Origin of the sequence: Mycolicibacterium arseniciresistens (assembly GCF_030519285.1) — a bacterium.
Taxonomy (GTDB): domain Bacteria; phylum Actinomycetota; class Actinomycetes; order Mycobacteriales; family Mycobacteriaceae; genus Mycobacterium; species Mycobacterium arseniciresistens.
Window position 1 is genome coordinate 1 of the sequence record NZ_JAUMSQ010000286.1, and the last position, 11,117, is coordinate 11,117.

The window sequence follows — 11,117 nt, forward strand, 5'->3', positions numbered from 1 at the left end:
ACCGACCGCACCGGCCACCTGTCCGCCCGGCTCAAGACGCTCGGGCCGGCGGCCACACTGGCCCGCGGCTACGCGGTGGTGCAGACCGGCGGCCGGGTGCTGCACTCGGTCGCCGACGCGCCGGCTGGCACACGGATCCGGGTGCGGGTGGCCGACGGCGCGGTGACGGCGGTCAGCGAAGGACCCGAAGGAGCCTGAATATGAAGCCCATTAGTCAGATGGGGTACGAAGAGGCCCGCGACGAACTCATCGACGTGGTGCAACGTCTCGAGCAGGGCGGACTGGACCTCGACGCGTCGCTCAAGCTGTGGGAAAGGGGCGAGGAGCTGGCTAAATGCTGCGAAGAGCACCTGGCCGGCGCACGCAAGCGGGTGGCCGACGCGCTGGCCGCGCGGGATGCCGAGGACGCGTGATCCGCACGGATTTCTCGCCGACGCGCTTCAAACTAGAACACGTTTCAGTTATAGTCGCCGCATGGGCGATTCATCGTTGACGACTGAACTGGGCCGGGTGCTGGTGACCGGCGGCTCCGGGTTCGTGGGCTGCAACCTGGTGACCGAACTGCTCGAGCGGGGCCACCAGGTCCGCTCCTTCGACCGGGTGCCGTCGCCGCTGGCCGGCCGCCCCGGGCTGGAGACGGTCGAGGGCGACATCTGCGACGAGGACACCGTCGCGGCCGCCGTCGCCGGGATCGACACCGTCATCCACACCGCCGCGATCATCGACTTGATGGGCGGGGCGTCGGTGACCGAGGAGTACCGGCAGCGCAGTTTCGCCGTGAACGTCGGCGGCACCGAGAACCTGGTTCGTGCCGCGCGCGCGGCCGGTGTGAAGCGATTCGTGTACACGGCTTCCAACAGCGTGGTGATGGGCGGCCGGCCGATCGCCAACGGCGAGGAGACGCTGCCCTACACCGCGCGGTTCAACGACCTGTACACCGAGACCAAGGTGGCCGCCGAGCGGTTCGTGTTGTCCCAGAACGGGGTCGACGGAATGCTCACCTGCTCGATCCGGCCCAGCGGCATCTGGGGCCGCGGCGACAAGACGATGTTCCGCAAGGTCTTCGAGGGTGTGCTCGCCGGCCACGTCAAGGTGCTCATCGGCAGCGAACGGGTCAAGCTCGACAACTCCTACGTGCACAACCTCGTTCACGGTTTCATCTTGGCCGGCCAGCACCTGGTGCCCGGCGGCAGCGCACCCGGGCAGGCCTACTTCATCAACGACGGCGAGCCGATCAACATGTTCGAGTTCGCCCGACCGGTGGTGCAGGCGTGCGGTGAGAAGTGGCCCAAGGTGCGGGTGCCCGGCCGGCTGGTGTGGCTGGCGATGACGATCTGGCAGTGGCTGCACTTCCGCCTCGGCATCGCCAAGCCACCGCTGGAGCCGCTCGGTGTGGAGCGGCTCTACCTCGACAACTACTTCTCTATCGCCAAGGCCGAGCGCGACCTCGGATACCGGCCGCTGTTCACCACCGAGCAGGCGCTGCAGGAATGCCTGCCGTACTACGTCGACCTGTACAACGAGCTCGAGTCGGCACAATCGGTGCCCGCAAGGGCCTGATCACCTGTCTTAAGCCGCACATCCTCCAAATACGTTCTCCCGCAACAAGTGGTCCCGCCCACCGGCGACATGGCGACAGGCAATGTGCGGTGGAGCATCTTCGGTGCGCTCGGATGAGAATTCATATTTGTTGAGCGGCAAGTCGGCCTTTTCTGGCGCGAATCACCCTAGAGTTCGAGGCGACCGTCAATTAAGGGAGTCGCCGTGCCGAACGGTAAACCGAACATCCTTGTCATCTGGGGCGACGACATCGGCATCTCGAACCTGAGTTGCTACAGCGACGGCTTGATGGGCTATCGCACCCCGAACATCGACCGCATCGCCGCCGAAGGCATGCGGTTCACCGACAGCTACGGCGAGCAGAGCTGCACCGCCGGTCGCGCGGCGTTCATCAGTGGACAGAGCGTGTACCGCACCGGGATGAGCAAGGTCGGCGTGCCAGGCGTCGACATCGGTTGGGCCGCCGAGGATCCCACGATCGCCGAGCTGCTCAAGCCACTCGGCTACGCCACCGGCCAGTTCGGCAAGAACCACTTCGGCGACCTGAACAAGTACCTGCCGACGGTGCACGGGTTCGACGAGTTCTACGGCAACCTCTACCACCTCAACGCCGAGGAGGAACCCGAACAGTTCGACTATCCGCACAAGGACCAGTTCCCGCGGCTGTACGAGACCGCTCTCCCCCGCGGGGTGCTCGACTGCAAGGCGCTCGCGGAGGACTCGACGGAACCGGACGACGAGAAGTTCGGCCCGGTCGGAAAACAGACCATCGAGGACACCGGCCCGCTGACCGCCGAGCGGATGAAGACGATCGACGACGACATCGCCGACCGCACTGTCGAGTACATCAAGCGCCAGCACGAGGCAGACACCCCGTTCTTCGTCTGGTGCAACTTCACCCACATGCACCTGTACACGCATGTGAAGCCCGAAAGCCGCGGCCAGGCCGGCCTGTGGCAGTCGGAGTACCACGACGCGATGATCGACCACGACAAGAACGTCGGCACAGTGCTCGGCGCCCTGGACGAACTCGGCATCGCCGACGACACCATCGTCATCTACTCGACCGACAACGGCCCGCACCGCAACTCCTGGCCGGATGGCGGCACCACGCCGTTCCGCAGTGAGAAGAACACCAACTGGGAGGGCGCCTTCCGCGTGCCCGAGCTGATCCGCTGGCCGGGGAAGATCAAGGCGGGCGGTGTGTCCAACGACATCATCCAGCACCACGACTGGCTGCCCACGCTGCTCGCCGCCGCAGGAGACCCCGACGTCAGTGACAAGTTGAAGAAGGGACACAAGGCCGGGGCCGACGGCGACACCGAATACAAGGTGCACATCGACGGGTTCAACCTGCTGCCCTATCTGACCGGCGAGGTCGAACACAGCCCGCGACGGGGGTTCTTCTACTTCAACGACGACGCGCAACTGGTCGCGATGCGATTCGAGAACTGGAAGATCGTGTTCGCCGAGCAGCGCTGCCAGGGCACGCTCCGGATCTGGGCCGAGCCGTTCACCGCGCTACGGATACCGAAGCTGTTCAACCTGCGCACCGACCCGTACGAGTACGCCGACATCACGTCGAACACCTACTACGAGTGGTTCCTGCGGCGCGACTTCTTCGTGTTCTACGCGACCGCGATGGCCGCACAGTTCCTCGAGACATTCAAAGAGTTCCCACCGCGGCACCCACCGGCTAGTTTCAGCATCGATCAGATCGTCGAGAAGCTCGAAGACTTCCTAGCAAAGGACTGACACCGTGCCCGACAGCAAGCCCAACATCCTGGTCATCTGGGGCGACGACATCGGCATCTCGAACCTGAGCTGCTACAGCCGCGGCATGATGGGTTACTTCACGCCCAACATCGACCGGATCGCCGACGAAGGAATGCTTTTCACCGATTCCTACGGCGAGCAGAGTTGCACCGCCGGACGGTCGTCGTTCATCACCGGGCAGAGCGTCTACCGCACCGGGATGAGCAAGGTCGGGATGCCCGGCATGGACATCGGCCTCCAGAAGGAGGATCCGACGATCGCCGAACTGCTCAAGCCGTTGGGTTATGCGACCGGGCAGTTCGGCAAGAACCACCTCGGCGACCTGAACAAGTTCCTGCCGACCGCGCACGGGTTCGACGAGTTCTTCGGCAACCTCTACCACCTCAACGCCGAGGAGGAACCGGAGAACGCCGACTACCCCACCGAGGAGGAGGCGCCCATCTTGCGGCGGGCGCTGCTCCCCCGGGGCGTCATCCACTCGTGGGCCACCGACGAGGACTCCGACGAGGTCGACGACCGCTACGGCCCGGTGGGCAGACAGCGCATCGAGGACACCGGCCCGCTGACCAAGAAGCGAATGGAGACGATCGACGACGAGACCACCGGCGCCTGCATCGACTTCATCCGGCGCCAGCACGAGGCGGAGACCCCGTTCTTCGTCTGGATGAACATGACCCACATGCACTTCCGGACGCACACCAAGCCGGAGAGCGTCGGCCAGGCCGGCCGGTGGCAGTCGCAGTACCACGACACGATGATCGACCACGACCGCCACGTCGGCACACTGCTCGACCTGGTCGACGAACTCGGCATCGCCGAGGACACCATCGTCATCTACTCCACCGACAACGGGCCGCATGCCAACAGCTGGCCCGACGGCGCCACCACGCCGTTCCGCAGCGAGAAGGCCACCAACTGGGAGGGCGCCTTCCGGATCCCGGAGATGATCCGGTGGACCGGGAAGATCAAGCCGCGCAGCGTCTCCAACGAGATCGTCCAACACCATGACTGGCTGCCGACATTCCTGGCCGCCGCAGGCGATCCGGACATCGTGGAGAAACTCAAGAAGGGCCACACCGCAGGCGCCGACGGCAAGACCGAGTACAAGGTGCACATCGACGGGTTCAACCTGCTGCCGTACCTGACCGGTGAGGTGGACAAGAGCCCGCGCCGCGGGATGATCTACTTCTCCGACGACTGTGACGTGCTCGGGATCCGGGCCGAGAACTGGAAGGTGGTCTTCCAGGAGCAGCGCTGTGATGGCACGTTGCAGATCTGGTTCGAACCATTCACGAAGTTGCGGGCGCCCAAGCTGTTCAATCTGCGCACCGACCCGTACGAGCGCGCCGACATCACGTCGAACACCTACTGGGACTGGGTGATCGACCGGATCTATCTCGTGCTGTACGGGTCGGCGATCGCGACGCAGTTCCTGGAAACCTTCAAGGAGTTCCCACCGCGCCAGGAGCCCGCCACCTTCACCATCAACCACGCCGTGGAGGAGCTCAACAAGTTCCTCGCGACCCGAGGGGGCTGATGCTCAACCACTGGAACGACGGGCCGGCGAAAAAGGCGATCATCGCGTTCGTCGACGCCGTCGCCACCAAGGGCACCCCGGATTACCTCGAGCCGGAGGAGCGGATCGCCGTCTTCGACAATGACGGCACCCTGTGGTGTGAGAAGCCGATGTACATCCAGCTCGACTTCATCGTGCGCAGGCTTGCGGAGAAGGCGGCGGCGGACTCCTCGCTGGCCGATCAGCAGCCGTATCAGGCGGCCGTGTCTGGTGACCTGGCGTGGTTCGGCGGCGCGATCACCAAGCACTACCAGGGCGACGACACCGACCTGAAAACCCTTGCCGGCGCGGTGATGGCGCTGCACGCCACGATGTCGGTGCAGGACCATGCGGCCCTGGTCTCGGCCTTCTTCGCCGACGCCCGTCATCCCACGCTCGACAGGCCGTATCTCGAGTGCACCTATGCGCCGATGGTCGAGCTGTTGCGCTACCTCGAATCGAACGGGTTCACCTGTTACATCGTCTCCGGTGGCGGCCGCGACTTCATGCGGCCGGTCACGTCGGCGATCTACGGCATCCCGCCCGAACGGGTGGTGGGCAGTGCGCAGGGTCTGCGCTTCGTGGGCGCCGACGGCGAGGGCGACCTGCTGATCGAGCCGGTGCTCGACATCTTCGACGACGGGCCGGAGAAGCCCGTCCGGATCTGGAGCCGGATCGGGCGGCGGCCGGTTCTGGCCGCGGGCAATTCCAACGGCGACGACGAGATGCTGCAGTACACCCGCGGGCTGCGGCTGCTGGTCAACCACGACGACGCCGAACGCGAATTCGCCTACACCGCAGGCGCCGAGCGAGCGCTGGAGCACGCGGCCGCCTACGGCTGGACGGTGATCAGCATGCGCGACGACTGGGCCGGCGTGTTCGGCACCGGCGCGGGAAGCGGCGTCGTCACCGAGGCCTGTGACTGACGACCTGATCCGGATCCCGGCGCAGCGGGTGGTGCTCGGCTCCGACGACCACTACCCCGAGGAGGCGCCGGAGCGCGAAGTCGACGTCGACGGCTTCTGGATCGAGGCGCACCAGGTCACCAACGCTCGGTTCGCCGAATTCGTGGACGCCACCGGCTATCTCACGGTCGCCGAGCGGCCACTCGACCCCGCCGACTTCCCCGGTGCGCCGCCGCAGAATCTGCAGCCGGGGTCGATGGTGTTCATCAGGACGGCAGGCCCGGTGGACCTGCGGCACCTCAACCAGTGGTGGACGTGGACCCCTGGTGCCTGCTGGAAGCATCCCCGCGGACCGAGATCGTCGCTGAAGGGGCGCGAGCAGCATCCGGTGGTGCACATCGCCTTCGAGGATGCCGCGGCCTACGCGCGGTGGGCGGACATGGCGCTGCCGACAGAACCCGAGTGGGAGACCGCGGCACGCGGAGGACTTGCCGGCGCCGCCTACACCTGGGGTGACGAACCCGAGGGCCGCGACCGGCGGCTGGCCAACTACTGGCACGGCGAGTTCCCGTATCTACCCGAAACCGGTTACGGGACAACCAAGCCGGTGGGCAGCTTCCCGCCGAACGGTTACGGCCTGTTCGACATGGCGGGCAACGTGTGGGAGTGGACCGCCGACTGGTACGGCAGCGACCGGACCACGACGCCCTGCTGCGCCGAGGACTCCTATGACCCCGCACAGCCACAGTTCGCCGTGCCCCGCAAGGTGGTCAAGGGCGGTTCGTTCCTGTGTGCGGACAGCTACTGCAGCAGATACCGGCCTGCGGCGCGGCGGCCACAGCCGGTGGACACCGGCATGAGCCACATCGGCTTCCGCTGCGTCAGGCGCTGACTATTCCTGGGTCTCTGCGGCCTCAGCGACCAGACTGTCGCTGTCGACGAACACCAGGCCGCCGTCATCGAGGCTGACCGCCCACCTGCGCGCCGCCTCGACGATCCTGTTCTCCGCGACGTCGACCGCCATTCCCGCGAGATCAGCAAAATCCTCGACGACCACGCCGTGCATTTCATGATCAGTTCCGGGATGCACCACGACACGGGTATCGACGGCAATGTCGGAAGAGCCGTTACCGCTGGCCGCCTCGTCGATGTTCGCAGTCATCACAACCTCCCAATAGTGCCCCGACCACCTCGAAGTACATCACAGAAATTGACGTGAGACGCAGGCGGTAATGATTCCACGCAAATACCAAAGCGGTGATTTCCCTTTTCGTACAGGCCGACCAATAACAAGACAATTACGTTCGCACAATTCGAGCAAACTCCCCCTACGCCGCCTCCATGGCCCCTGCCACCACAGATGTCCGTAAGCGGCGGCCGCCGCCCGCGCAGTGGCTAACAACGGCCAGCCGCGATCGGCCATCCATCGCAGCACTCCCCGAGCGTCGCCGCGTTCGCTACTGTTGCAACACGTTCCAGTTCTGCGGGCAGGCTGATCTCGGCTGCAGCGCTGGTCAGTGGGGCCGTGCAGGCCCGGACAGGAGCACCTCGTGAGTGAGCACCGCACCGCCGTCGTCATCGGCGGCGCCTCCGGCATCGGATGGGCGACCGCACGGGCACTGGCCGCCGACGGCTGCCGGGTGGTGGTCGCCGACCTGAACGCCGATGGCGCGCGCGGGCGGGCCGGTGAGCTGGGCGAGCCACACACCGCGGCGACCGTCGACGTCACCGACGAGGGGTCGGTGCAGCGGCTGTTCGACGACCTCGGCGCGGTCGACGTCGTGGTGAACTGCGCCGGGTTCAGCAATGTCGGGCTGATCGTCGACATGCCGGTGGAGCAGTGGCGGTCGGTGATCGACGTCTGCCTCACCGGTGCCTTCATCGTCGCCAAGCACGCCGGCCGGCGGCTGACCGAAGGCGGCGCGCTGGTGTCGATCTCGTCGCTCAACGGCAGGCAGCCGGCCGCCGCGATGAGCGCGTACTGCGCGGCCAAGGCCGGGCTGTCGATGCTCACCCAGGTCGCCGCGCTGGAGCTGGGCCCGCGGGGCATCCGCGTCAACGCCGTCGCACCGGGGTTCGTGCACACCCCGCTGACGCAGCCCGCCGCATCGATCCCCGGCGTCGTCGAGGAGTACATCGAGAACACCGCACTGGGACGGGCAGGCACACCCGAGGACATCGCGGCGGCCGTGATCTTCCTGTGCTCGCCGCAGGCGTCCTGGCTGACCGGGGAGGTCCTCGACCTCAACGGCGGAGCGCATCTCAAGCGCTACCCCGACGTGCTCGGCCACGTGATGAGACTCGCCGAGGCGCACTGATGGCGACGACCGGGGGTCACGAGTTCACCGACTCGCAGAAGCGGGCGCTGGCGATCGCAACGGTGATCGCGCTGGCGTTCGCCGCCTATTTCCTGCGCACCTTCTTCATCCTCGTCGTCGTCGCGGCCGTCGTCGCCTACCTGTTCAACCCCCTCTACGAGCGGTGCAGGCGACGGTTCGGCACGGGCCTGTCGGCGACCCTGACGCTGCTGGCGGTGATCGCCGCGATCATCGTCCCGGTGAGCGGGCTGGTGTTCTTCGCGGTCGTCCAGATCACCAGCATGGTCTCCAGTGTGTCGGCGTGGATGGCCAGAACCGACCTCGGCGCCCTGGGCACAAGGGCGATCGACGTGGTCAACAGAGCGCTGGCGAGGGTCCCGCTCCTCGACGACTTCCGGGTGACGCCAGACCTGCTGCAGGAACGTACGGCCACGATCGCCCAGCACGCAGGCGAGTACCTCCTGGGCATCCTGCAGGGCGCCGTCGGCGGCCTGGTCGGCGGCGTCACCGCGGCCGTCCTCTTCCTCTACGTGTTCATCTCGCTGCTGACCAACCGTGACAGGGTCATCATGGTGATCCGCAAGCTGAACCCGCTGGGCGAGGAGATCACCGACCTCTACCTGGAGAAGATGGGCGCGATGGTGCGCGGCACCGTCTTCGGCCAGTTCGTGATCGCGCTGGCACAGGGCTTCGCCGGCGCCGTGTCGATCTACATAGCCGGATTCCACCAGGGGTTCTTCGTCTTCGCCATCCTGCTGACCGCGCTGTCGGTGATCCCGCTCGGCGGCGGCATCCTCAGCATCCCGGTCGGCATCGGAATGATGTTGTTCGGCAACGTGTTCGGCGGCATCTTCGTCATCGCGTTCCACCTGCTGGTGGTGACGAACATCGACAACGTGCTGCGGCCGATCCTCGTCCCGCGTCAGGCCCGGCTTGACTCCGCGCTGATGCTGCTGGCCGTGTTCGCCGGCATCGCCATGTGGGGCTTCTGGGGCATCGTGATCGGCCCGGTGGTGATGATCGTCGTCGTCACCACCGTCACCGTCTACCTCGCGGTGTACAAGGGCGTGCCGCTGGACCAGTTCGACGAGGAGGGCGAGGAGAAGAAGCCGGGCAGGCTGCGCAAGCTCCTCACCCGCGCGCGCAGGCAGGCGCCCGCCGCCGAGCCGGAACACGACGCGGACGACGGCGCCGACGGTCCCGCACCCGAGCCGGCCCGGCCCGCCGAACCGCGCGCGTAGTCTGCCTGCACATGGTCACCAACACCGCCGCACCCCGGAGCAGAGCGGCACTCGCCTTGGCGATCTCGGTGCTGGCCGTGGTCGCCGCGTCGGTGATCGGCGGGCTGGCCTCGGCCACCTCGGCGCAGGACTATGCCCGGCTGGAGCAGCCCTCGTGGGCGCCGCCGTCGTGGGTGTTCGGTCCGGTGTGGACGGTGCTCTACGGCCTGATGGCGCTGGCCGCCTGGCTGGTCTGGCGCACCGGGCCGTCCGAGCAGACCCGCCGCGCGCTGACGCTGTACGGCGCCCAGCTCGTGCTGAACGCGGCGTGGACGCCGCTGTTCTTCGGGTTGGGCTGGCGGGGGGTCGCATTCGCCGAACTGACCGTGCTGCTGGTCGTCCTCGTCGCGACCGTCGCGCTGTTCTGGCGGCGCTCGGTGGTCGCAGGCGCGCTACTGGTGCCCTATCTGCTGTGGTCGACGTTCGCGCTGGCCCTGAACTTCGCCGTCTGGCAGCTGAACAACTAGCCCGACTTCAGGCGCCGGGTGAGGAACTCCACCACCCGCTTGCGCGCCTCGTAGGCCGGATGCCCGTCGACCTCGCGGACCTCGCGGGTCAGCACCGAATGCGACATCACGCCGAAGCCGTGCTCGTTGCCCTTCCCCGCATCGATCTCGATCACCTCGAACGCGTCGCCCAGCCGGTCCTTGAGGGTGCGGAACCGCTCACCGGGCGCCAGTGGGTCCTTGCTGAACCGCAGCGCCAGCGCGCACAGCCCGTCCTCGTCGGCGCGCTGTTTGACGATCCGCAGTTCGCGCTCCGAGAGCCCCGGGTCGCGCTTGTGCCTGCCGGTGAGCGCCAGCGGCACCGAGGGCTGGCTGAGCACCGGGGCCAGCACGCTGTCGTCGACGGCGGCGGCGAGTGCGAAGCCGCCGGTGAAGCACTGCCCGATCACGCCGACACCGGGGCCGGGGGTGCGGCCGTTGAGGTCACGGGCCAGCGCGCGCAGGTAGTGCGCCACCGGCCGGTCGGCGTTGGTCGCGAACGCCGCGAACTCCTTGGACACACAGCCCTTCAGCAGCACGGGCACCGCGCCGGGACCGAGTGCCGGCTGCCCCGGCGTGCCGAACAGCGACGGAGCGGCGACGGTGAAGCCGCTGTCGACGAGGTGGTTGCCGAGCGCGAGCACGCCCGGGTGCAGGCCGGGCATCTCGGGGATGAGCACCACACCGGGGCCCTCGCCCCTGCGGTAGACGTCGTGGGTGTAGCCCGCCGCGGTGAACGGCTCGCAGCTCCATCCGGTCAGGTCGGCTTCCGGAGCCGCTCCGGCGGGGACATTCGATTCCGGCGCGGTCATCGCTGCTCCTGGGGCTAGGGGACGGTCAGCGGCCGCTGACTCTGCGTCGCCTGCGCCAGCGTACGGTACTCGTCTGTACCACCGGCGCCGGTGATGGCGATCTGAGCCGGGCCGCCCGCGCCGTCAAGCCTGGTGGTCCACACCGGCTCGGCGTCCTCGCCGCCTTCGTAGACCACCCACGACCGGCCCGCGACGTCCTGGGTGCCCCTCGGGTAGGCGTCCGGATTGATCGAGCCGACCAGCGCGTCCTCGTCGGCGTTGCTCTGCGTCAGGCTCAGGTACATGCCGGTGGGCGCCAGGTAGCCGACCCTCGTCGCCACGGCGCGCACGGCCTGCCCGGTCGCGGGATCGGTGCGGCCGCCGTCGATGCCCTCGCGGCCACCGGAATTGGCCCGCCAGCCCTCCGGAAGCACCGGCACGCGCACC

At 67.3% G+C, this 11,117-nt stretch carries 13 protein-coding genes; 10 read left to right on the forward strand and 3 right to left on the reverse strand.

Going from position 1 to position 11,117, the window contains the following annotated elements; genetic code table 11:
* The 7 genes from Q2100_RS25680 to Q2100_RS25710 all read left to right on the forward strand — a co-directional run.
* Positions 1-198, forward strand: a 198-nt coding sequence (locus tag Q2100_RS25680) for an exodeoxyribonuclease VII large subunit (RefSeq protein ID WP_302916336.1), incomplete at its 5' end; no start/stop codon positions are given.
* Positions 199-200: 2 nt separating this feature from the next.
* The gene (locus tag Q2100_RS25685; protein WP_264012761.1) at positions 201-413 is read left to right on the forward strand and encodes an exodeoxyribonuclease VII small subunit; all 213 of its coding nucleotides are present in this window, start codon (positions 201-203) and stop codon (positions 411-413) included.
* 61 nt (positions 414-474) lie between these two features.
* Positions 475-1,560 carry a 3-beta-hydroxysteroid dehydrogenase gene (locus Q2100_RS25690; protein ID WP_302916337.1) on the forward strand — a complete coding sequence of 362 codons (1,086 nt, stop codon included), beginning with the start codon at positions 475-477 and terminating at the stop codon, positions 1,558-1,560.
* A gap of 204 nt (positions 1,561-1,764) precedes the next feature.
* Entirely contained in the window at positions 1,765-3,315 is a 1,551-nt protein-coding gene (locus Q2100_RS25695) for an arylsulfatase (protein WP_302916338.1), read from the forward strand.
* A gap of 4 nt (positions 3,316-3,319) precedes the next feature.
* A complete protein-coding gene (locus tag Q2100_RS25700) occupies positions 3,320-4,873 on the forward strand; it encodes an arylsulfatase (RefSeq protein WP_302916339.1) in 1,554 nt (517 codons plus the stop codon).
* Positions 4,873-5,817 (forward strand): HAD family hydrolase, encoded by a 945-nt coding sequence (locus Q2100_RS25705; protein ID WP_302916340.1) that lies wholly within the window; start codon positions 4,873-4,875, stop codon positions 5,815-5,817. Before Q2100_RS25700 ends, Q2100_RS25705 begins: the two co-directional genes overlap by 1 nt.
* Positions 5,810-6,688 carry a formylglycine-generating enzyme family protein gene (locus Q2100_RS25710; protein ID WP_302916341.1) on the forward strand — a complete coding sequence of 293 codons (879 nt, stop codon included), beginning with the start codon at positions 5,810-5,812 and terminating at the stop codon, positions 6,686-6,688. Before Q2100_RS25705 ends, Q2100_RS25710 begins: the two co-directional genes overlap by 8 nt.
* On the opposite strand, the gene Q2100_RS25715 is transcribed toward Q2100_RS25710, so the two are convergent.
* The gene (locus tag Q2100_RS25715; protein WP_302916342.1) at positions 6,689-6,958 is read right to left on the reverse strand and encodes a hypothetical protein; all 270 of its coding nucleotides are present in this window, start codon (positions 6,956-6,958) and stop codon (positions 6,689-6,691) included.
* A gap of 388 nt (positions 6,959-7,346) precedes the next feature.
* Between Q2100_RS25715 and Q2100_RS25720 the strand changes: the two genes are divergently transcribed.
* From Q2100_RS25720 to Q2100_RS25730, 3 genes are read left to right on the forward strand one after another with little or no spacing between them, the layout of a single operon-like run.
* A complete protein-coding gene (locus Q2100_RS25720) occupies positions 7,347-8,114 on the forward strand; it encodes an SDR family NAD(P)-dependent oxidoreductase (protein ID WP_302916343.1) in 768 nt (255 codons plus the stop codon).
* Positions 8,114-9,355 carry an AI-2E family transporter gene (locus Q2100_RS25725; protein WP_302916344.1) on the forward strand — a complete coding sequence of 414 codons (1,242 nt, stop codon included), beginning with the start codon at positions 8,114-8,116 and terminating at the stop codon, positions 9,353-9,355. The genes Q2100_RS25720 and Q2100_RS25725 overlap by 1 nt, the downstream gene beginning before the upstream one ends.
* Positions 9,356-9,366: 11 nt before the next feature.
* Positions 9,367-9,861 carry a TspO/MBR family protein gene (locus Q2100_RS25730; protein WP_302916345.1) on the forward strand — a complete coding sequence of 165 codons (495 nt, stop codon included), beginning with the start codon at positions 9,367-9,369 and terminating at the stop codon, positions 9,859-9,861.
* On the opposite strand, the gene Q2100_RS25735 is transcribed toward Q2100_RS25730, so the two are convergent.
* Both Q2100_RS25735 and Q2100_RS25740 read right to left on the reverse strand, forming a co-directional pair.
* Positions 9,858-10,691 (reverse strand): dienelactone hydrolase family protein, encoded by an 834-nt coding sequence (locus Q2100_RS25735; RefSeq protein ID WP_302916346.1) that lies wholly within the window; start codon positions 10,689-10,691, stop codon positions 9,858-9,860. The genes Q2100_RS25730 and Q2100_RS25735 overlap by 4 nt on opposite strands.
* A gap of 14 nt (positions 10,692-10,705) precedes the next feature.
* On the reverse strand, positions 10,706-11,117 hold a 412-nt coding region (locus tag Q2100_RS25740; protein WP_302916347.1), incomplete at its 5' end, for a DUF4245 domain-containing protein.

Bases quoted from the DNA above. Each gene is read 5' to 3' on its own strand.
- Q2100_RS25685 (WP_264012761.1), top strand. From the start codon at position 201: ATGAAGCCCATTAGTCAGATGGGGTACGAAGAGGCCCGCGACGAACTC.
- Q2100_RS25690 (WP_302916337.1), top strand. From the start codon at position 475: ATGGGCGATTCATCGTTGACGACTGAACTGGGCCGGGTGCTGGTGACC.
- Q2100_RS25705 (WP_302916340.1), top strand. From the start codon at position 4,873: ATGCTCAACCACTGGAACGACGGGCCGGCGAAAAAGGCGATCATCGCG.
- Q2100_RS25715 (WP_302916342.1), bottom strand. From the start codon at position 6,958: ATGACTGCGAACATCGACGAGGCGGCCAGCGGTAACGGCTCTTCCGAC.
- Q2100_RS25725 (WP_302916344.1), top strand. From the start codon at position 8,114: ATGGCGACGACCGGGGGTCACGAGTTCACCGACTCGCAGAAGCGGGCG.
- Q2100_RS25730 (WP_302916345.1), top strand. From the start codon at position 9,367: ATGGTCACCAACACCGCCGCACCCCGGAGCAGAGCGGCACTCGCCTTG.
- Q2100_RS25735 (WP_302916346.1), bottom strand. From the start codon at position 10,691: ATGACCGCGCCGGAATCGAATGTCCCCGCCGGAGCGGCTCCGGAAGCC.